The sequence below is a fragment of the Campylobacter concisus genome, from assembly GCF_002913225.1.
GTDB lineage: Bacteria > Campylobacterota > Campylobacteria > Campylobacterales > Campylobacteraceae > Campylobacter_A > Campylobacter_A concisus_J.
Genome location: NZ_PPAW01000047.1, coordinates 48,433 through 68,852, shown reverse-complemented (window position 1 = coordinate 68,852; position 20,420 = coordinate 48,433). Strand labels below are relative to the sequence as shown.

General features: G+C 39.9%; 22 protein-coding genes and 1 pseudogene. 2 read left to right on the top strand and 21 right to left on the bottom strand.

Annotated elements, in window-relative coordinates; genetic code table 11:
* Window positions 1-34 precede the first annotated feature (34 nt).
* Window positions 35-286, top strand: a complete 252-nt coding sequence (locus CYP26_RS08165) for a hypothetical protein (RefSeq protein ID WP_103631036.1) — start codon at window positions 35-37, stop codon at window positions 284-286.
* Window positions 287-455: 169 nt separating this feature from the next.
* Here the strand turns inward: CYP26_RS08165 and CYP26_RS08160 are convergent, their stop codons facing one another.
* From CYP26_RS08160 to gltX, 9 genes are all read right to left on the bottom strand, one after another.
* Window positions 456-2,291 (bottom strand): aryl-sulfate sulfotransferase, encoded by a 1,836-nt coding sequence (locus tag CYP26_RS08160; RefSeq protein ID WP_021087507.1) that lies wholly within the window; start codon window positions 2,289-2,291, stop codon window positions 456-458.
* A 281-nt stretch (window positions 2,292-2,572) separates the two neighbouring features.
* The gene (locus CYP26_RS08155) at window positions 2,573-3,229 is read right to left on the bottom strand and encodes a metallophosphoesterase (RefSeq protein WP_181000888.1); all 657 of its coding nucleotides are present in this window, start codon (window positions 3,227-3,229) and stop codon (window positions 2,573-2,575) included.
* 43 nt (window positions 3,230-3,272) lie between these two features.
* On the bottom strand, window positions 3,273-4,805 hold the full coding sequence (locus tag CYP26_RS08150) for an RNA ligase (RefSeq protein ID WP_103631035.1): 1,533 nt from the start codon (window positions 4,803-4,805) through the stop codon (window positions 3,273-3,275).
* A gap of 71 nt (window positions 4,806-4,876) precedes the next feature.
* Window positions 4,877-5,560, bottom strand: coding sequence for an MqnA/MqnD/SBP family protein (locus CYP26_RS08145; RefSeq protein ID WP_103631034.1), 684 nt, complete (start codon window positions 5,558-5,560; stop codon window positions 4,877-4,879).
* Entirely contained in the window at window positions 5,557-5,829 is a 273-nt protein-coding gene (locus CYP26_RS08140; protein ID WP_103631033.1) for a barstar family protein, read from the bottom strand. Before CYP26_RS08140 ends, CYP26_RS08145 begins: the two co-directional genes overlap by 4 nt.
* Window positions 5,826-6,332 carry a ribonuclease domain-containing protein gene (locus CYP26_RS08135; RefSeq protein ID WP_103631032.1) on the bottom strand — a complete coding sequence of 169 codons (507 nt, stop codon included), beginning with the start codon at window positions 6,330-6,332 and terminating at the stop codon, window positions 5,826-5,828. The genes CYP26_RS08140 and CYP26_RS08135 overlap by 4 nt, the downstream gene beginning before the upstream one ends.
* Before the next feature lie 9 nt (window positions 6,333-6,341).
* The gene (gene upp, locus CYP26_RS08130) at window positions 6,342-6,968 is read right to left on the bottom strand and encodes a uracil phosphoribosyltransferase (RefSeq protein ID WP_004317747.1); all 627 of its coding nucleotides are present in this window, start codon (window positions 6,966-6,968) and stop codon (window positions 6,342-6,344) included.
* A gap of 90 nt (window positions 6,969-7,058) precedes the next feature.
* Window positions 7,059-8,312, bottom strand: coding sequence for a malic enzyme-like NAD(P)-binding protein (locus CYP26_RS08125; protein ID WP_103616424.1), 1,254 nt, complete (start codon window positions 8,310-8,312; stop codon window positions 7,059-7,061).
* Entirely contained in the window at window positions 8,309-9,688 is a 1,380-nt protein-coding gene (gene gltX / locus CYP26_RS08120; protein WP_103581823.1) for a glutamate--tRNA ligase, read from the bottom strand. Before gltX ends, CYP26_RS08125 begins: the two co-directional genes overlap by 4 nt.
* A 70-nt stretch (window positions 9,689-9,758) precedes the next feature.
* Here gltX and CYP26_RS08115 point away from each other — a divergent pair, with 70 nt between their 5' ends.
* On the top strand, window positions 9,759-10,589 hold the full coding sequence (locus CYP26_RS08115) for a peptidylprolyl isomerase (protein ID WP_021084537.1): 831 nt from the start codon (window positions 9,759-9,761) through the stop codon (window positions 10,587-10,589).
* Window positions 10,590-10,708: 119 nt separating this feature from the next.
* Here CYP26_RS08115 and CYP26_RS08110 read toward each other — a convergent pair.
* The 12 genes and pseudogenes from CYP26_RS08110 to xseB form a co-directional block, all read right to left on the bottom strand.
* Window positions 10,709-10,945: pseudogene (locus CYP26_RS08110) on the bottom strand (YedE family putative selenium transporter); the annotation flags it as partial.
* Between the two features lie 403 nt (window positions 10,946-11,348).
* Window positions 11,349-12,440, bottom strand: coding sequence for a succinyl-diaminopimelate desuccinylase (dapE, locus tag CYP26_RS08100; RefSeq protein ID WP_103631031.1), 1,092 nt, complete (start codon window positions 12,438-12,440; stop codon window positions 11,349-11,351).
* Entirely contained in the window at window positions 12,440-14,350 is a 1,911-nt protein-coding gene (locus CYP26_RS08095) for an EAL domain-containing protein (protein WP_103631030.1), read from the bottom strand. Before CYP26_RS08095 ends, dapE begins: the two co-directional genes overlap by 1 nt.
* Before the next feature lie 96 nt (window positions 14,351-14,446).
* Window positions 14,447-16,651, bottom strand: a complete 2,205-nt coding sequence (locus CYP26_RS08090; protein WP_103631029.1) for an endonuclease MutS2 — start codon at window positions 16,649-16,651, stop codon at window positions 14,447-14,449.
* Complete coding sequence (locus CYP26_RS08085) at window positions 16,648-16,992, bottom strand: hypothetical protein (RefSeq protein ID WP_012140349.1); 345 nt, start codon at window positions 16,990-16,992, stop codon at window positions 16,648-16,650. The genes CYP26_RS08090 and CYP26_RS08085 overlap by 4 nt, the downstream gene beginning before the upstream one ends.
* Entirely contained in the window at window positions 16,986-17,303 is a 318-nt protein-coding gene (locus CYP26_RS08080; RefSeq protein WP_103569106.1) for a hypothetical protein, read from the bottom strand. The genes CYP26_RS08085 and CYP26_RS08080 overlap by 7 nt, the downstream gene beginning before the upstream one ends.
* Window positions 17,303-18,610: a UDP-N-acetylmuramate--L-alanine ligase gene (gene murC / locus CYP26_RS08075; protein WP_103569250.1), complete on the bottom strand. Its 1,308-nt coding sequence runs from the start codon at window positions 18,608-18,610 to the stop codon at window positions 17,303-17,305. Before murC ends, CYP26_RS08080 begins: the two co-directional genes overlap by 1 nt.
* A gap of 86 nt (window positions 18,611-18,696) precedes the next feature.
* A complete protein-coding gene (locus CYP26_RS08070) occupies window positions 18,697-19,050 on the bottom strand; it encodes an MmcQ/YjbR family DNA-binding protein (RefSeq protein ID WP_103631028.1) in 354 nt (117 codons plus the stop codon).
* Window positions 19,050-19,301, bottom strand: a complete 252-nt coding sequence (locus CYP26_RS10535) for a DNA-3-methyladenine glycosylase I (RefSeq protein ID WP_258031460.1) — start codon at window positions 19,299-19,301, stop codon at window positions 19,050-19,052. The genes CYP26_RS08070 and CYP26_RS10535 overlap by 1 nt, the downstream gene beginning before the upstream one ends.
* Complete coding sequence (locus CYP26_RS10530) at window positions 19,285-19,443, bottom strand: hypothetical protein (protein WP_258031459.1); 159 nt, start codon at window positions 19,441-19,443, stop codon at window positions 19,285-19,287. The genes CYP26_RS10535 and CYP26_RS10530 overlap by 17 nt, the downstream gene beginning before the upstream one ends.
* Complete coding sequence (locus CYP26_RS08060; protein ID WP_103631057.1) at window positions 19,440-20,234, bottom strand: carbon-nitrogen hydrolase family protein; 795 nt, start codon at window positions 20,232-20,234, stop codon at window positions 19,440-19,442. Before CYP26_RS08060 ends, CYP26_RS10530 begins: the two co-directional genes overlap by 4 nt.
* Complete coding sequence (gene xseB, locus CYP26_RS08055) at window positions 20,227-20,418, bottom strand: exodeoxyribonuclease VII small subunit (RefSeq protein ID WP_004317712.1); 192 nt, start codon at window positions 20,416-20,418, stop codon at window positions 20,227-20,229. The genes CYP26_RS08060 and xseB overlap by 8 nt, the downstream gene beginning before the upstream one ends.
* Window positions 20,419-20,420: the final 2 nt, after the last annotated feature.

Here is a 20,420-nt window from a genome sequence, read left to right as displayed (position 1 = left end):
ATTCTAAAGCGCCTTAAACTACGATGATACTAACTTGAGCGATGAAACGCTTGAAATAAAACATTTGCACGATAAATTTAAAAAGCTAGGCATCTTGCAAGAGCCAAATGAGCACTTTGATCTTGGTTTAAATGGTGAAATTTTGCTGTCTGCCATCTACCTTAGGATAGATACTTTAAAATTTGATGAGATCAAATATCTAGCCAAACCACTCATGCTCTATACATACTCCTTAAACGAGTGTTTTTATATCTCCAAGCCTAAATTTAGCGGTTTATCCGTATGATGAGAGGAGATTTGGATGCATAGGACTAAATGACGATAAAAAAATGGATTAAATTTTCTAGAGTTTTGTAAAAGAGAGAAAAATGCAAAGGTTGTTATAAAAGAGCAAATAAATTTTAAAATCAAGCAAAACTAAAAGCCCCCCTTGCCAAAGCAAAGGAGGAAAAAATTTACTTTTCAAACGCTTTTTGCAAGCTAAATGGAAACGCTTGATAGCCCATAGCATTTGTCATCTTTATCTCGATGCTAGGCTCTTTTGCACCCCACTCAAACTCATCGATGTGCGGGCTAGGAAGTCCCACCGGGCGACCTTTTGCGATGTCAAACTGCATGCCAGCAACGGCTGAATAGACCATCACGCTATCAAGGTCATCTTGATACTGCGTAAGGCTAGTAACTGAGCTATACCACTCTTTACCGCGCTCTTTACCGTACTCCCAGATCTGCTCAACGGTCTTTTTGTTCTCATCGATCTTATAAACGACCGCGCGAGAGTACTTCATACCAGCGATGGCTGGTTGCTCCATGCCCCTTGTGTCGCCGTTGTCAAAGACACTTAGATAAATTTCGCCTTTTTTAGACTTGCTATCTATCCTAAATGCCGTATGTTGCGTCCATTGCCAGTCAAAGCCACCTTTGTCGCTCTCGTATCCTGGGCATTTTGAGTACTCATCTTCACAGACGATCTTGTTGCCTTTACTATCGACTGGCTGAAGGAGTTTATCTTTAAATTTATCGCTCCAGCCCTTGTGAGCACCCATGATCCATTTTACTTGTTTGTCACGACCGATCTTGATAACTGCGTCTTGGTGGCGGCTTGAGATGATGATGCTATCATCGCTTGGATCGTAATCCACACTATTTACGTGTGCCCAGTTGCGTCCTGGACCTGCTCCTACGATATCACCCCATTTATCGTGTGTATCCATAGACTGAAGCTCATCAGAGCTTGCTGTGTGGCCTGCTTTTTTAGCGTCTATGTTTAAGCAAACTGCACCTTGATCAAGCGTTTTTAGCACGATATCGCGGTAAGGATCGAGGATTTCATATAGTCTAAAGTCATCAACTACGTTGCCGTCGCGGTCAAGCTCAACGATGACGTCACGCACTGTTCTTACGTTTTTGCCATCAGCCCTTTTGTAGTCGGCATTTGCCACGCGCAAGAAGTAGTGTCCGTTTTGTGCTACGTCCATTGAGTGAGAGAAGTCGTTGTAGCTAGCTGGTAGCTCGCGGTTGAAAATTTCTCTACCCATGATGTCGTATTTTGCGTATCTTTGGCCGTAACCCCAAGTCATAGCGCCGTCGTCATTTTGCTTAAAGCCCATCATAACGCCAGCGTGAAATGGCTGTTTTAGGTCGTAAATTTTACTTGGCTCAAGATACCATCTAACCTCGCCTTTTGTATCAAGGATGAAGTTATTTGGGCTGTAGTTCCACTCGATCGCACCGCCAGCTGGGTTGTTCCAAACGACTTTTGTGCCCTTGCCTGTTTTATTTACAAAGTTATTTACGTAGTAGAGGCGGTTTGCAAATTTAGCGCTTGCTGGCTTAGTAACCTCGATCTTATCAAATAGTGCGCCCTTTTGATTTGGCGTGCCAGCACTCTCTAGATAGATAGCTGGGGCATAAATTTTATAGCTCTCTTTTATATGCTCAGTCTTACCCTTGTAGCTCTTGTCGTACTCGACTTCAACGGTGTTTTGATAGTCAGGATACATGCCAAAAACTGGGATGCCGCCATGTGTGCGAAGATGCTTGTCAGCCACTTTGTAGCTTATAGTTTGGCCGCCTTGTTTTGGCACGATAGTGACCTTAGCGTTGCTTAGTGTGTAGCCGCCATTTTTTATAACTGCAGTAAGAGGCGCTGTATCGTATGGATTTACCACTACTTCGCCGATCTGCCCAGTGATAGCGTAGTCAAGTTTAGCCCCGCTTGGACCGCCTATCGCAAAAGCGCTCGAGCAAAGCACAGAGGCTAGTGCAACACAACTCAAAGTCTTTTTCATAACATCTCCTTTAAATAAATTTTATAAACTCTACTCATAAAGCTTATAAAATTTAGAAAAAGCCTTGGCTAACCAAGGCCTCAATCAGTAAAAGGAATAACAAAAATGATTTGCTTTGTGTGTAATTGTAGTAAATCTTTATAACATAAAAATCGCATGAAAATTAATACTTGCTTAAAATCAAAAAATAATTTAAATTTTTACAAATTTAGGTGAAAAAGAGCTAATTTGATTTAATTATGGATTTATCAGAGATAAAAAGACTCTAAATTTTAAAGCCTTTATAAATTGATATCCTTAAGCCTACTTACAATTAACTCTTTTCTTAATCCAATATCTACTTGACTTCTAATAGCATCCATACTACTATTGCTCTCATCTCTATAAGGTGTAATAGGAAGTTGTTTTACAAATTCAAGAACATCTTTTATGCTCAGAATTTTTCCGTGCAGATCAAAACCTACGTTTAAAATTTTACCTCTAATATTCGTCATAAAGTCATGCAAATGTCCATGAAGCATGATTGAGCCGTGTTGCTGATCCTCCCAACCAGCCATAGGATAGTGAGATAATGCAAACTTACCCTCAGGTAACCTTAAGAATTTATAATCCCTAATGTCCTCAAACAATCTATTTCCATCATCTTTTATTATATTAACAAGATCTTCTCTTTTTCTTTTAATAGGATAGTCATGATTGCCAAGTATTAAAAAATGCTTACCATTCAATCTTTTTGCAACATCTATGATCTTACTGACATTCGAAATCAAAGACAAATCGCCCATGTTATAAACTATATCTTCACTTTTTACAGTGCTATTCCAAAGCTCTATAAGACATTCATTCATCTCATTAATATCGGTATATTTTCTAATAGCAGGCGAATATTTAATAATATTTCTATGGTAAAAATGCAAATCAGATGTGAAAAATATCATATTAAACCTTTTTATTATTAATTATTTTAAATCCAACCAAACATTATATCTCTTTATAAAATTTGATCAAAAAATTTCTGATATAAGCTATCCTGCCTTGTTCGTCCAATACCAAAACTTCATCAATATTTTTACTTAGATGTTCTATTAATGGGAAAAATTCCTCATCTATAGAATATTTTTGTATAAAATTACCATCTACTTTATGATCCTTTAGCCCCATAAACATCTTGTTTAGATCTTTCTTTCGACCTATAAATTTAGTAATCAAATAAAAAGGTGTCTTTAACTTAAAAACTATCTCTTTAAAGTCTAGGTCATAGACCACAAAACCCTCGTGCATCGCGCTAAAACCTATCTTCTGTATTTCTTTAAAGGCTATGTTATGAAAAATTTGAGGAAATTTAATCTGCTTTAAGAAATCATCACTTTTGCTTATTTCGCCCACAAAGTGTCTAAGCTCATCTTGGTTTACAAGCTCTCCAGTTAAAACATCTCGACAAGCCAGCAGATACTCTCCTAACTCTTCTTTTATTATATGCGGATCTTTCTCATCTACAATCTCAAACAAAAAAGTATAATTAGGCTTTGCAACAAATAAATTTTGATATTTTTCAAGATGCTCTTTAGCCATTTGCACAAAAGATGAGTCTAGCGAACCTGTTGTTGAAAACAAAACTTTATTGTTAAAGCTTTTACCCTCAAACTCATCTTTACTTACATAGGTTGCACAGCCTAAAAATCCATTTATTTTCAAGACGGCATTAAAGTGGTCATTTGCATCTAATTTTATAGGATATTTACTATTTTTTGCCTCTCTTTCGCAAAGATTAAAAGCCTTATTAAAAGGGCGGACAATAATATTGCCCTCATCATCCAAAACAAGCCCTCTAAGCTCAAGCAAAGCATCGTCAAATTCATTATTATAAAATACTTTGTTGGCATATTTATATGTGCTAAGCTCTGGATATTGATCTGAGCGTCTGCTTTTGATCTTATTAGAATTTGCAAGAATGTAATTAATGTTCACATAGCTATTAGTTGCTTCGTTTTTAACTAGCTCATTAGTCCTTCTATATAGCTCTATCTCAGCCAATATTTCATCACTAGGACCTTTTTGACAAGGCAAAATAATCTCATCTTTGATAGGATTTTGATTAATTTTAATAAACGCATCAGCAACAATCTTGGCAGAACAGTTGTGAGTATTATCAAAAAAACTAGCAAGCCTAATAACCTCCACCTTGTATCCACGCTTTTTGGCATAATCTATATAGGACTTAAAAGCTTTTAGAGTTTTATTTGTAGCTGAGTGCACAACTAAAATGTTCTCATCTCTACTGCCATGAGCCTTTACAAATTCTCTATATTCATTCCATGCTATATTCATAGCATTTGTGATATTTTCTGGTGTCCAAATATATTCTCCACCGTTTTCTCTTACTAGAATGTCATCATAAGAGATCTCATATATCAAGGCATTGTTATATTCGGCTTTAAATTTATTAAATAGCTCTTTGGCATAGGTTGATTTGCCAGATCCTTGGTGTCCGCGCAAGATTATTATTTTTTTCATATTTTTACCTCATTTAATATCTCGTAATTAGACAATTAAATACATTAAATAATTATTAAATTTAGTTGTTATTAGGCTTGGAGTTTGGGCTCTTTTAAGAATCTATACTCTTTAAAAAATTTGCGGAGTGATTTTTGCTCTTTTGGGCCTATTTTGTAGCTTATAAATTTCAAATACCACTTGATATCTTGCTCGCTTATGCCGCGGCTTTTAGCGTACTTGGCTAAGATATAATTTGGGATCTTTACATTTTTTTGTAGAAATTTTGCGACAAGTCTTTTGTAAAATGAGCCGTTTTTTACGTAAGAAAATCTACCAAAAACAAAGGGCAAATTTGTCTTTTCGTGCCAAATTTGACCAAGGTCGTAAAAGCACTCTTTGCCCTCGCTTAAGTATGCCTTTAGCGCCCTGTCGCCTATGATCACCTCGCCATTTAGCTTAAGCACCTTGGCTAGGGCGTTTGAGCTAGCTGAGGCAGGATCTGGCTTTGGGGCTGAGTTTTTGCGCACAAGCACGCTTTTGACATCTTTTTTGGCGACTATTCCAAAATTTAGCTTCTTTAAATTTGCCTTTTTGCTAGCTATGCTTGAGATCACCGCAGCGTCGATCTTTCTAGCATTTAGGGCTCTATTTAGCTTGCTTGGCACGCCCTTTTTAAACTCGATCGCCTTTTTTATCTGAGAGCTTAGTGGGGCTGATTTTAAAAAAACGTGAAATGGGAGTAAATTTAGATAATCAATCTTTCCAAATATCATTTTTTATCTTTTACAAGCTCAAATTTAACTAGCTCATTTTCGTTGCAAACGTCGCAAAATAGCTGGGTTAAGCTCTCTTTTGTGGCACTATCCAAAGCATTTTCATTTTTTAGCTTTATAAGCGTTGGCTCATTTATCTCGCAAAGGCAGTCAAAGAGTGCGTCTAAATTTTTGCCGTAGTACTCTGGCAAGTCAAATTTCTTAGCAAAATACTCATACATCTCCTCTTTTTCAACCATCTTTTTTGCATCTAAGATCACGCTTTTCATTGCATCCTCTTCTCATAAAGCAGGTAAAAATGCTCGTAGTGATCAGGCGTGTAGTAGATAAGCCCGTCGTTTGAATATAAAATTCTCTCAGCGCCGCGCCTGCCACCATTATAATTTACATCGCACTCAAACCACTTTCTACCATCAGCCTCAGGCAGCCTCTTTTCTCGGTTTGAAAATCTATCTCCACCGATGCTTTTGCCGCCGCTTATCTGCCATAAATTTCCGCTTTTTGCGTCCCAGCCAAGAGCCATTGCCTCTTTTTTAGTTATGAAATTTTTTGGCAGCTTGTTAAATTTGTAGATATAAAGTGCGACCTCATCTTTTGATATGTATGAGCCATTTTCTGCGAGGCTCTGGCTCTTTTGCCCCTCTTTGTTTAGCTGCTCAAGTAAAATTTGAGCGTTTTTGTTTGCCTCTCCGCCCTCTTTTGAAAAAAAGAAGGTGCCGATGATGATGGCAATAATAAAGGCAACTAAGGCCGGCAAAAGTCTTTTGTTCAAATTTAGCCCTTAAAGAGTGTTAAAAACTCTATCGCCAGCATCACCAAGACCTGGAACGATGTAGTTTTTCTCATTTAGTTTCTCATCGATCGATGCCGTATAGACCTCAACGTCTGGGTAAATTTCGCTAAATCTCTTTAACCCTTCAGGTGCAGCGATGATGGAGATAAATTTGATCTCTTTAACGCCTTTTTCACGCAAGAATTTGACCGCATCTATCGCCGTGCCGCCAGTTGCAAACATAGGATCGATGATGATAGCCATGCGCTCTTTTGCGTCTTTTGGAAGCTTTGCGTAGAAAAACTCAGCCTGCGCTGTCTCCTCGTTTCGCTGAAAGCCCAAAAAGCCAACACTCGCGTCTGGGATGATAGTAAAGACGCTATCAAGCATGCCAAGCGCAGCCCTTAAGATAGGGCATATCATCACCTTTGTAGTGAGCCTTTTTGCGTCTGCCACCGCAACTGGTGTTTGGACTTTGACATCTTTTACTTTTAAATTTCTAGTCGCCTCAAAGATCATAAGGTAGCTGATCTCATCAACTAGCATCCGAAACTGAAAAGGCTGGGTGTTTTTATCACGTAAGATTGTTAATTTATGCTCGATCAATGGGTGTGAGATGAGCTTCACGTTTTGCATTTTTTGTCCTTAAATTTACTGTTTTTACAAGGTTTGTCTTTTACAAAATGCCAAGAGGAGAATTTAGCCCAAAATTTGGGCTAAATTTGATTAAAAACCTTTTGCAAGTTTGGCTTTGTAAGCCTCAACATCAAAATCTTTTACTCTCGCTACGCCATCTTCAACTGCAGCTTTTGCAACTGCTGGAGCGACCGCCGTTAGCACGCGCTTGTCAAATGGTTTTGGGATGATGTACTCTTTGCCAAATTTTAGCTCGCTAACGCCACTTGCTTTTAAAACTTCAGCTGGCACTGGCTCTTTTGCAAGCTGTGCAAGCGCTCTAGCTGCAGCCATTTTCATATTTTCAGTGATCTTTTTAGCCCTAACATCAAGCGCGCCTCTAAAGATAAATGGAAAGCCCAAAACGTTATTTACTTGGTTAGGATAGTCGCTTCTGCCTGTGCCCATCATAACGTCATCTCTTACAGCTACGACGTCCTCTGGGAAGATTTCAGGCACTGGGTTTGCCAAAGCAAAGATGATAGGCTCTTTGTTCATCGACGCAACCATCTCTTTTGTCACAACGCCAGGCTTAGAAAGACCTAAAAACATATCAGCGCCTTTCATCGCATCAGCTAGTGTCCTATCCTCAGTCTCAAGCGCAAATTCAACCTTTTCTGGAGTTAGGTCTGTTCTTTTTGAGTGGATAACACCTTTGCTATCTATCATCACGATGTGTTTTGCGCCAAGTGCTTTATACATCTTTGCGCAAGCGATGCCAGCTGCACCTGCGCCGCTAACTACGATCTTTATCTTAGATATATCTTTGCCAGAAATTTCCATCGCATTTATAATGCCAGCGCTTGTTATCATCGCTGTGCCGTGCTGATCATCGTGCATTACAGGGATATCGACTGCTTCTTGAAGCTTTCTTTCGATCTCAAAGCACTTTGGAGCGCGGATATCTTCTAAATTTATACCACCAAATGTCGGAGCAAGAGCCTTGCAAATCTCAACGATCTTATCAGGATCATGCTCATCTAGCTCGATGTCAAAGGCATCAACGTTTGCAAATTTCTTAAATAGCACCGCCTTGCCCTCCATAACTGGCTTACCAGCGATAGCGCCGATATCGCCAAGTCCAAGAACAGCCGTGCCATCGGTGATGACAGCTACTAAATTTGCCTTATTTGTATATTTATAAGCTAGTTCATTGTCAGCCTCTATCTCTTTACAAGGCTCTGCAACGCCTGGTGTATAGGCCATCGAAAGGTCTCTTGAAGTCTCGCAAGGTGTCTTTACCCTGATCTCGATCTTACCGCCGATGTGGTAGTTTAGTGCCTCTTCTTTAGTTACATGTGTCATTTCTCTTCCTTTAATAAATTTTGTATTCTGTTTTTGATCTCGCTGCTGCCTACTACTTCAAGCACCTCAAAGATACTTGGGCTCACGCTTGAGCCAGTTAGCGCTATCCTTAGAGCCTGAGCTAGGTCTTTTAGTTTTAAGCCATTTTGCTCTAAAAATTTATTAGTTAGCTCCTCGTAGCCCTTTGCGTCAAGGTCGCGGTCTAAAATTTGAGCAAATTTCGCCAAAATTTCTTTGCTATTTTCATTTATAAATTTAGCCCAAGCTTTCTCATCGTAGCTTTTTGGAGCGTTTATGATTGCATTTGCGCTGTTTGCCATTTCAATTAGCGTCTTTGATCTCTCACGGAGCGAATTTAGCAGTAGCTCGCCCTTTACCAAAGCCTTAAAATCCACGCCAAACTCGAGCATATCGTGCGCTAATCTCTCGTAAGGTAAGGTCTTGATATAGTGAGAATTTAGCCAGTCAAGCTTTTGAGCGTTGTAGGTGCTTGAACTTTTGTTGATATCGTTTGGATTAAAGTATTTAAGCATATCCTCGATAGTAAAAATCTCATCATCACCGTGGCTCCAGCCAAGACGAACGAGAAAATTTAAGAGCGCTTCAGGCAAGTAGCCCATCTTTTTATACTCCATAACGTCAGTCGCGCCATGCCTTTTGCTAAGCTTTTTGCCGTCCTCGCCGTTTATCATAGCGACGTGATAAAATTTTGGCACCTTAAAGCCAAGTGCCTCGTAAAGAACGATCTGTTTTGGGGTATTTGATAGGTGGTCATCGCCGCGAATAACGTCTGTGACGCCCATTAGCGCATCGTCTATCACAACTGTGAAGTTATATGTTGGCGTGCCGTCGCTTCTTGCGATGATGAAGTCGTCTAAGATATCTTCAACCTTAAATTTAACCTCGCCCTTTATGCCGTCATGTATGACGATCTCGCCGCTAAGCGGAGCTTTTATACGGATGACTGGCTCGATGCCAGCTGGAGGCGTGCCGGTAAAATCTCTATATCTATTATCATATTTTGGGCGCTCTTTTCTAGCCTCTTGACTAGCTCTAAGCTCCTCAAGCTCCTCTTTGCTCATGTAGCATTTGTAGGCTTTGCCCTCATCAAGCAGCTTTTTAACGTACTCTTTGTAAAGATCAAATCTCTTTGACTGATAGGTCACTTCGCCGTCGTGATCTAGCTTACACCAAGCAAATGCCTCTTTTATCGCTTGTGTGGCTTCTTCTGAGTTTCGTTTTAAGTCAGTATCTTCGATGCGTAGCAGAAATTTTCCATTGTTAGCTCTTGCGTATAAATAATTATAAAGAGCTGTCCTAAGTCCGCCTATATGTAGGTATCCAGTAGGCGACGGAGCAAATCTAGTAACTATCATTTTGTGCCTTATTTTTATGTTATAATTGCCCAAAATTATATTTACTAAATACTTAAATAAAGGTTTCATTATGAAAAAATTGCTCTTTTTGGCTGCTGGCGTGTTAAGTGCCTTAAATTTATATTCAGCTCAGATGATAAACGGCATCGCAGCTATCGTGGAGAACGAGCCTATCACGCTTTACGAGGTTTATAGCTTGAAGGAACAGCTAAAGACAACAGAGCAGGACGCTTTAAATTTGCTTATCAGAGATAGGCTTGAAGATGCGCAGATAAAAAACTTAAATTTAAGCGTGACACCTTTTGAGCTAAACGACAGGATCGAGGCGATCGCAAAGCAAAATGGCATGACAAATTCGCAATTTAGAAGCTCTATCCAAGCTCAAGGCATGGACTTTTTGGATTTTAAAAACAACCTAGAGCACAAGATGCTTCAAGAAAAACTTTATAAAAGCATAGCTGCTGAGGCTGGCAAAAATATAAACGAGCAAAAAGCAAAGGCGTATTTTGACGCTAATCCTGATAAATTTAAAGTTTTTAGCACCGCTAGAGTCGTAGTTTATCGAGCAAAAGACCCCGATCTACTTGAGGCTCAAAAGACAAGTCCAAAGCTACTAGACGGCGTGCAAACACAAGAGGTCAGTTTGGACTATCAAAGCATAGATCCAAGACTTGCTGCGATCATCTCAAGCACAAATAACGGCGACTACACACAGCCTTTGCAAGGACCTGATAGCTTTGATATGTTTTTAGTAAAAGAGAAGATCGGCTCATACACACCAAGCTTTGCTGATGTAAAAGATAACGTTATAAACGAGCTTTACCAAGGCGAGCAAGAAAAATTAATGAGTGATTACTTCGAAAAACTCCGCGCAAAAGCAAAAATTCAAATTCTAAGATAACTTCAAATTTAGCCACTTTGGTGGCTAAATTTCTTCAAAATTTAACTTCAAACTTTATAAGCAAAAACCTGCAAAAGCAGTCAAATTTAATTACGATTTTAGTGAAAAATCCAACGTAACTCGAAAATTTTACTGATAGCTCCCACTGAGCAAAATTTACTTCTTTGCATAAATGCGCCGATGATGATGGCGCAAATAAGCGAGATAAATAAATTTGCATGCTGTGAGCCTGGACCTTTTTCTGAGCTAAATAACGCGCCATTTTCGCCAAGTTTTAGACCAAAGATAAGTGTTAGTAAAAGTAAAATAGCAATGATCAGTGGCAAAAATCCGATAGCTTTTGCAGTATCTTTGCTACTTTTTGGGTGTGAGATCATCTAAAATACGGCAAATTTGCAGGTATAACTCGCGCCTAATCTCTGAAATTCGTAGTATATCAGCCTGCCAGCTGGGCTTGCTAAGATGAATATTTTTAGTTTTGCCTATTTACCACACTTGGCGCTAGGGCTTGGTGTGCTGTTTTACTTGGAGTTGGCTATTTTCTAGGCTCAAATCCTGACAAACAGACGCTTCTAATAATAACGATCACCATTTTAGCAGTGGTTGCGGTAATAAGCATGGTCTATATAATGAAGCAGTTTTGCTCTCAGGCAAAATGTAGCCATTTTTCTTAAAAGTTCGCCCTACAAAAACGCCAGCAAACAAGCCAACAAAACACTAGCAATGGCGTTTAAATTTAACTATTTAATAAAAAAGAGATTAATAAAAATTTTCTATGAGGTCTTTAAAAACTTCATAAAGTTTATTTATTTCATCAACGCTAACTCGTTCGTTTTTGGCGTGTATGCGGTCATTTATGACGCCAAATTCTATCGCATCTACGCCAAATTCAGCAAAATGCCTTGCATCGCTCGTACCGCCCTTTGTGTTTAAAAGTGGCGTAACACCAGTGATCTTTGTAACAGATGCCATTAAATTTTTTACGATCTTGCTATCTTTGTTCGTTAAAAATCTCTTCGAGCTTTGCTTTACACTTAGCTCGTAGCTAAGCCCATCTAAAACGCTTCTAAGATAGCTTTCGACGTCATTTGCGTCAGTTAAATTTGAGTTTCTAATGTTAAACATTATGCTAAGCTCGCTTGGCGTGACGTTGCAAACCTGCATGCCGCCACGAATGTCCGTCACTACGATCTTACTTGGGCTAAAAAACTCGCTCCCGCCGTCCATATCGTGATCAGCTATCTTGCTTAAAAGTGGGGCTATCAAATTTACTGGATTTACGCATTTTTCTGGATACGCCACGTGGCCTTGAACACCCTTTATCACGATCTTACCATTTATCGAGCCACGTCTGCCGACCTTTATGCTATCGCCAAATTTCTTATCACAAGTTGGCTCAGCCACGACGCAAAATTTGGGCAGATCCCCTATCTCTCGCAGATATTCAAGTGCCAAAGGTGTGCCATAAGTGCCATCGCCCTCTTCGTCACTTGTTAAGATGAGGCTTAACTTGCCATCAAATTTAGCCTCTTTAGCAGCACAAACAAAGGCAGCCACGCCACTTTTCATATCCTGAGCACCCCTTGCGTAGATATAGCCATCTTTTTCTAGTGGGGTAAATGGCTCGCTCTCCCAGCCATCTCCTGGAGGCACGACATCAACGTGTCCTGCAAAGGCTAGATGTTCGCCGTCTCCATAAATTTTAGAAAGTATGAGATTTTTTGTGCCATTTTTTTCTATAAATTTAGCCTCAAAATCAGGCAAAAATTTAGCGATAAACTCCAAGCTGCCTGCATCATCTGGCGTGATAGAACGAAAGCTTAAAAGCTCTTTTAAAAAGCCAACTACCACTAAAACGCCTTTTTAGAAGGAATTCCCAAGTAAAATCCCTGGAATTCGTCGATGCCTATCTCCTTACAGACGTTAAAGATTTCTTTAGAATGAACATACTCCGCGATCGTTTTTATGCCAAGATCCTTTGCAAATGCCACGATCGCGCTTGCGATAGCGTATGAGTCTTTATTGATATCGATATCTTTGATGATAGAGCCATCGATCTTCACGTAGTCTGGCTTGATCTTTATGATGTAAGAGAAATTTGAGTAGCCAGAGCCAAAGTCGTCGATCGCTATCATAGCGCCCATGCTCTTTGCACGCTCAACAAAGACTGAGACGCGCTCAGCGCTCTTTAGCTCCTCGTCTTCGACTATCTCAAAGACTATCCTGCCAGCGACATTGTGCTTGTTTAGTAAATTTAAAACAAGTGCGCTAACGTCGCCATCTATCATATCTCGGCTGCTTAAATTTATAGAAAGAACCAAATTTGGATCTTCAGTGAGGTGCTCAAAGCACTTTTTAATGAGCTGTTTTTCAAGGTCTGCGTAACGCTTGATACGCTTTGAGATATCCAAAAATACGCTTGGCGAGATGACATCGTCGCGGTCTAAAATTCTTATTAAGCATTCATATTTTATAGGGATCTTTTTCTCGTCAAATATCGGCTGAAAATACGGCACGATGTTATCGTTTATCGTAGCGTTTTGGATCAGCTTTGAGCGCTCGATCTGATTTGCGTATTCATCTTTTTGACTTAGCCCTTTAAAGTAGCAAACATAGTCTTTATCAAGCGTTTTGGCTGATTTTAGCGCGATGGTTGCCTTTCTTAAAGTCTGATCGCTATCAAGCGCAAAGCCTATGGTGTTGTGAATTTCTATATCATCGACCTCTACGCCATTTTCATCTTTTATGCTAAGCATCCTGCCTTTAAAGATATCTAGTAAATTTTCAGCTAGCTCCTCGTATCTGTCGATAAAGTCGTTATTATCTTCGACCAAAGCAAATCTGTCCGCCTCGATACAATAAGCCTTCATATTCTCATTTTTTGCAAATTCTTTGATGAGATTAGCCATCTGTTTTAAGATCTGATCGCAAACGTATTTGCCGTAGTAGTCGTTCATCTTGCCAAAATCATCGATATCCATAAGTATCACTTTTGGATATTTATACTCGCTCACATCTTTTATGAGTGCTGCCTTGTTAAAAAGCCCTGTCATCGGATCGATATATAGCTTCTCTTGTAGCTGGGCGATCTTAGTAGTGCTCTCTTCTTTTACTTTTAGATAGTCAAATTTGATGTTTAGATACTTAAATACAAACCAAAGACAGACCGCAAGCCCTAAAAATAGACCAATCGAGCTTAAGATCAAAGTGACAGCCATGTTTTTCATCAGCCACTGAAAATAAAATTCATCGCTAGTGCCAGTTATCCTTTGATCGATATGCGCTTTAAAGCCTAAAATATAGTCGTTCACGGCGACAAACATACATACTTTGGCGCTGTTTTCTGGCAAAATTTCAGCCCAAAAATAATCCTTTTGAAAATCATGCGAGTAGATGTCGCCACAGCTCTTGTCTTCGTAGTCTTTATTTACGAGGCTTTTGTTTGAAGAGGCCTCTATCTTAAAGCCGTTTTTGCCATTTTCTTTTAGCAAAAAGACATCGCCAACAGCGTTGTCGGTTATATAATTTTGAAAATCTATAATATTAAATTTACTTATATTTTTAAGATAATTTACATATTGAGATGTTAGATACTCGGTCTTTTTTTTGAGGCCAAAGTTGTTTGTAGAGAGCGCGTTATTGTATTTATATGAATAGACAGTTAAATTTTCAATTACAAAGAAAGCAAAAAGCAAAACCACGACCAAAGTGACGGTTTTAACCATACTAAAGTGCTTTTTTTGCGATTCGTCACCTGGCATAAAGTTTAAACTTCCTTTCTTAAATTTAAATTTTTCTACTGGATTATATCCAAGCTAAATAAAAATTTTCTTTCATTTTTTAATTAAAAATTTAGCTCAAAGTTTAACTATCTTAGCACCGTATCCGCCTTGATTTGCCGGTGCATCGTGGAATTCTTTCACGCTTGGATGCTCTTTTAAGAAATTTTTAACAGCAAAGGCGAGCTTGCCAGTGCCGATGCCGTGAAATACGCTAACCTCATCAAATCCCATAACAAGACTATCTGAGATAAATTTATCAAGCTTAGCTATCGCCTCGTCAGCTCTCATGCCGTGTAGATCAAGCGAAAGCGAGGCCGTTTTTGGCTTATCAACACTTAAACTTACTCCTCCTTTTTTAGGCAAGACCACTTCGTTGCCATTTTTTCTTAAAAGCTCTAGTGGCACACGTAAATTTATGCCATTTGACTCGATCATCGCATCATTTTTAGAGATGCTTAAAACCGTGCCTTTGATATTTTCATACTTCACTCTATCGCCTACTTTTAGGCTCTCACGCTCAGTTTTTTTAGGCTTAACGATGGCGGCTTTTTTCTCATTTGCCACGTTTAGCGCCCTTTGCTTGTCTTTAATGTCTTTGAAATTTATAACAGCTTTTGCCGCATTTATCGCTTCATAATACTCTTTTTCTAGGCGCGAAATAGTCGCATTTAGCCTGATCTCATTTTTCTCTTTTAGCTCTTTTTGCTCCTCAAGCAAGCGCTCCAGCCGCTCCTCTTTTGCCGTGACCTCTTTTATCCCCTCATCAAGCTTGGTTTGTAAATTTAGCGTCTTTGTGATGATCTCGTTTAAATTCTCTTTATCTTCGCCGTAAATTTTCTTTGCCTGCGCCACTAAATTTTGAGATATGCCGTATCTTGCCGCCGTTTCAAAGGCATAAGACTTGCCGATCGTGCCCTTTAAAAACTCAAATTTAGGCCTTTGAGCCGCTTCGTCGTAAAGTGCCGCCACTAGCTCAACCTCTGGATTTTTAGCTAATAGCATCGCAAGGCGCTTGTGGTGGGTCGTGATGATCATTTTGATATCTTGAGTGATGAGACGCTCTATCATGACGCCATACAAGCTCGCAGCCTCCTCAAAATCGGTGCCAAGCTCGATCTCGTCGATGCCGATGATGATTGATTTTTTAGTAAAAAGCCTTGCAAAATGCACCATCCTGCCAGCAAAGGTCGAGATGTCGTTTTTCACACTTTGCGGATCTTCTATGATCGCGTCAAATTCTTTAAAAGAGCCGATACTTGAGCGGTTTGCGTCGATACGCATAGGCAGCAGATACTTTGCAAGCAGCGTGGCTGAGATGATTGATTTTAAAAGCATCGACTTACCGCCAGCATTTACGCCAGTAATGAGAAGCACCTTTTTGCTAAAATCCACACTCACGCTTTTTGGGTTTTTTAGCGCTGGGTGGGCAAATTTCTCAAGCTTTATGACGTGCGAGCTGTTTGGCAAAACAAACTCATAGTCACGTGATCTAGCCAAATTTACACGAGCTTGATACGCGTCAAACTGATCAAAAGCGTTATTTATAAATTTCAAAAAAAGCAGGCTCTTGCTCATCTGCAGGCTAAATTTCTTGCAGTGCTCAAAAATGATCTCCTCTTTTCTATCAAGCAGCTCGCTTTGCTCCTTTTTTAGGCGCTCGGTGCTTGCAGGTGCGACGTAGAAGTAGCCGCCTGAGCTTCTAGCGATGACGGTGCCTTTTAGGGCGTGGTTAAAGCCGCCACGCACCAAAAGTGCCTCTTGCGAGTTGATGTAGTGCGTCTGGGTATCGACTAGATAGGGCGTGATGTGCTTTGAGTAGATGAGCTTTTTAAGTTCAGCGTCAATCTGACGTTTTTTCTCGCTAAAAGCCTGCTTTATCGCAGCAAATCTCTCATCCACGCTGTCGCTAAACTCGCCGTTTTCATCAAAGCTGTTTGCCATCTGGCTCATCGCTTCAGGGATTTCAACCTTTGCGATCCACTCGCCAAGCCTGCCTTCAAATTTTTGCTTTTTTAGATATGAAAAATACTTAATGATCTTTGCAAACTCGTAAATTTCACTGATGTGAAGCACTGCTTGCTTGCTAAGTCTCATAAGCGCGTCATCAAGCTCTTTTATCTCGTCAGGCGCCTTAAAATCATACTTTGAAAGCTCGCTGATGTTTTCAAAGTGGATTTTGCTGTCGCCTTGTAAAAATAGCGGTTTTTGCCTTGCTAAAAAGGAGTTAAATTTATCCAGATACTCGCCCAGATCTAGCTTTAAAAATATCTCTTCAGTCATTGCTCACAACTTTTTATAGGCACGATAACGCCTGATAGATCGCTAAATTCTCGTTTTGGCAAAAATGACGCCGTGCCAAATTCGTAGTTAAATTTCTCAGCGCTTACGTTGTATTCTCCACATTTTAGTGTTTTACCCTGTTTAAAATCGCTAACTAGCTTTGAGATGGCGTCCTCATTTTTTGATAAATTTTGCTCGTAAAAATAGACGCAAACAAGGATCGCTACAAGCACCGCGCTAACGAGCGCTTTTATGCTTTTGCTGATCTTTTCATCTTTTATCGCCCAGATAGCTCCAAAAAGTAGCATCACGCCGGCGATTATTATCAAATTTCTTACCATTTCACGCCTTTATACTTTGCGATGAGCTCTTTGTAAAGCTCAGCATGAGGCTTGATCTTTTCTAAAATTTCAGCCCTAACCTCGCTGATATCTTGCTTTTCAACCAGCAAGCAAACGGCTAGATATGTGGCATTTGGCAGCATCTCTTTTATCTGGGCGCTACTTAGCTTTTGTGACCTTGCAAGAGCTATCAAGATATCTTTTTTGCCTAAATTTATAAGGCTTGAAATTTCTTCTTCACTTAGCTCTTTTTCTTTTATCTCTTTTAAAATTTCATTTTCATCTTGAGGCTTGAAACTACTTAGATCCATTAATATCCGCCTCTTAACTGCACGCTGATATCGCCCGCTCCAAAGCCAACTACGATGCCGTCACTTAGGCGGTTTTTCACGCCAAATTCATCTGTAAATTCTATCCCCTCTTCAACCCTCTCGACCTTGTCTGTAAAGATCGGGTTATACTCGCTAAATTCGCTCTTCATATCAACTTCGATCGGATTTTCTCCAGCTGCATAAACTGGCAAGATGACAAGCTCATCAACGCCTTTAAAGCACTCTTTAAAGCCAGGTAAATTTGTGCTAAGTCTTGTGTAGCGGTGTGGCTGAAATATCGCTGTTACGCTGTTTATACCTAAAATTTTGGCGTATTCAAAGACTGATTTTAGTGTCGCTTTTATCTCTGTTGGATGGTGTGCATAGTCGTCGATTAGGACGAAATTTTTGTTTGCGCTAAGTATGTCAAAACGCTTTTTGATGCCTTTAAAATTTAATAAATTTTCTCTTATGTCTTTAAGCGGCGTCTCGTGCATCGCAGCAAGAATAGCCAAAGATGCGTCTATAGCGATGTGCTCGCCCATGCCAAAGGCTTCAAATTTGCCTAAATTTTTAAGGTTAAAGCTGGTGTATGGCTGATAATCTCTTACCACCATCGTAAGCTCAGTGATATCACTGCTTGGATAAAGTCTGATCGCATCAAGCTTAAGCGTGCTCAAAAACTCGTCCTCAGCGTTTATCACTCTAACTTTCGCGCGCTCCAAAAAGCCCTTATAGGCTGCGTAAAATTTAGCTAGATCGTAGTCGTAGTGCTCCATATGCTCTGGCTCTGCGTTTGTGACGATGGCTAGATATGGGTTTGAGTTTAGAAAGCTAGAATCGCTCTCATCAGCCTCAAATACGACGTTGTCGCTTTTGGCGTAGCGCATATTTGAGCCAAACTGCTTTGAGATGGCGCCGATGATGACTGAGCCTTCTATTAGGCTTGCTAACATCGCTGAAGTCGTACTCTTACCGTGCGCGCCAGCAACTGCGAAAACGCACTTATCTTCAAGCACATAAGGCAAAATTTCTTTTCTTGAAAAGCACTTTATGCCCTTTTTTCTGGCCTCGACTAGCTCGATGTTGTCCTCTTTTATCGCGGCCGAGTAGACCACGAAGTCTTGGTCTTTTATCGCCTCTTTGCAGTGTGGCGTGATGACCTCGATGCCTTCATCTTTTAGCTCAAGCGTCGTCTTGCTCTCTTTGATGTCGCTACCGCTTATCTTGTGGCCTTTTTCGTGTAAAAATCTAGCGATGGCCGAGATGCCGATGCCACCGATGCCTATGAAATGGACTTTTCTTATCTCGTTGTTTAGCTCTTGCAAATTTTATCCTTAAGTTTTTCGTGATTTTAACAAAAACTACTAAATTTAAGGCTGAAAAATGGCTTTTATTTGCTTAAGCTAAAGCTTTCATCTATCAGGTCAAAAACGGTTTTTTGTGAGATTTTGGAGTTTAAATTTACGCTTATCCAGTGCTTTTTATTCATGTGATATGCTTTAAAAATCTGCCTCTCATCAACTAGCACCATCGCTAGATCAGGGCTACATTTTAAATTTAAAACTTCTATCATCTCGTCACTTTCAAGACCAAGCTTGCTAGCGCTTATATCTAAAAGCAGCGCAAACCACTTCTCATTTTTCTTGTGACGAAAGGCACGAAAATTTGGATATTTTGGGAAAATTTGCTCACCTAAAATGTCAAATTTCTCTTTTATATATTTTTCAACTTCGCTTCGTTTCATTAAATTTTACCTTTGCAAAAGCACTCATTTTCGTGATCGTCTATGACGCCAACTCCTTGTAAAAACGAGTAGATGATGATAGCACCTACAAATTTAAAGCCATGCTTTTTCATATCTTTTGAGATATGCTCTGAGAGCTCGCTACTTGCTGGCATATCTTTGACACTTTTTATGTTATTTATGACGCGCTTGCCATTTGTAAATTTATAGATGTAGTTATAAAACGAGCCAAACTCAGCACAAAGTTCCAAAAAAGCCTTGGCATTTTTTTGGCAGAGAGTAAATTTTAAGGCGGTTTTTGATCGCTCTATCTTCTTTGACCGCCCTGCTCCGCTCGCAGCCCTGATAGCTCCTGCTAAATTCGCTCTTTTCAGCCCAGGCGCAGCGTTTCACTTCCTAAATTTTGCCTCTATCTGCATAAAGCCCCAGGTGCTTCTAGCCTCGCTAAGCTCCTTTTTACTAAGCTCATCGATCATCATCTCTTCATTTTTACCAAGTCTATTTTTGACCTCACCAAATGGGCTAATAAGCATCGAGTCGCCGTAAAAACTCCACTGCTCGTCCTCGCTCTTGTGGCTTCCCACGCGATTTACACGAAGCACATAGAGGTTGTTTGTAAAGGCTCTAACCTTTAAAAGCTCCTCCCAGCGCGCCTGAGAAAAAAACGTGCAAGCCGTTGGCACAAGCACAATATCGACCTTTTTAGCGCTCATATACGCCCAGCACACGTCAAAGTGCGCCTCGAAGCCAAACATGACGCCAACCTTAAATTTATCGTAGATAAAGATAGGTAAATTTAGCTCCTCGCTTGCGTTGCTAAAAAATTTTGCCTCGTTCCAGTGCGCATAAGGCATGAGGATCTGCTGGTCATATAGCTTTACTTGAGTTTGGCTAAATTTGGCTAGGCTCTTAAAAACCTCCTTGCCTTTTAAATTTATGATAGGTGCGATAATGTTTAGATCATACTTTTTTGCCATCGCAAATAGCGCCTCTTTTTTGCGCTCGCTCTGCTCTTTTATGAGGCTTTTTGGCATGCTGACAAGCTCTTTAAAGAAGCTATTTAGCACGTATTCGCCAAGCACAACCAGCCTTGCGTTTTCATCCGCGCAAATTTTAAGGTAATAATCAAGCCTAGCCTCGCTTAAAGGCTGCGTTGGTAGCTGAAGGGCGCAAATTTTACTCATCATCCACCTGCTTTATGCTAAGTTTTGCGTTTTCTAAAATTTCTCTTGCTTCATTTAAGAGCTTTTTGCCCTGCTCGTGCAGCTTTATGCTGTTTTCTAAGCTCACATCATCTTTATTTAGATCGTTTAAAATTTTATCCGCAAGGGCTAATTTCTCTTCAAAACTTTGCTCTTTTTGCTCCATTT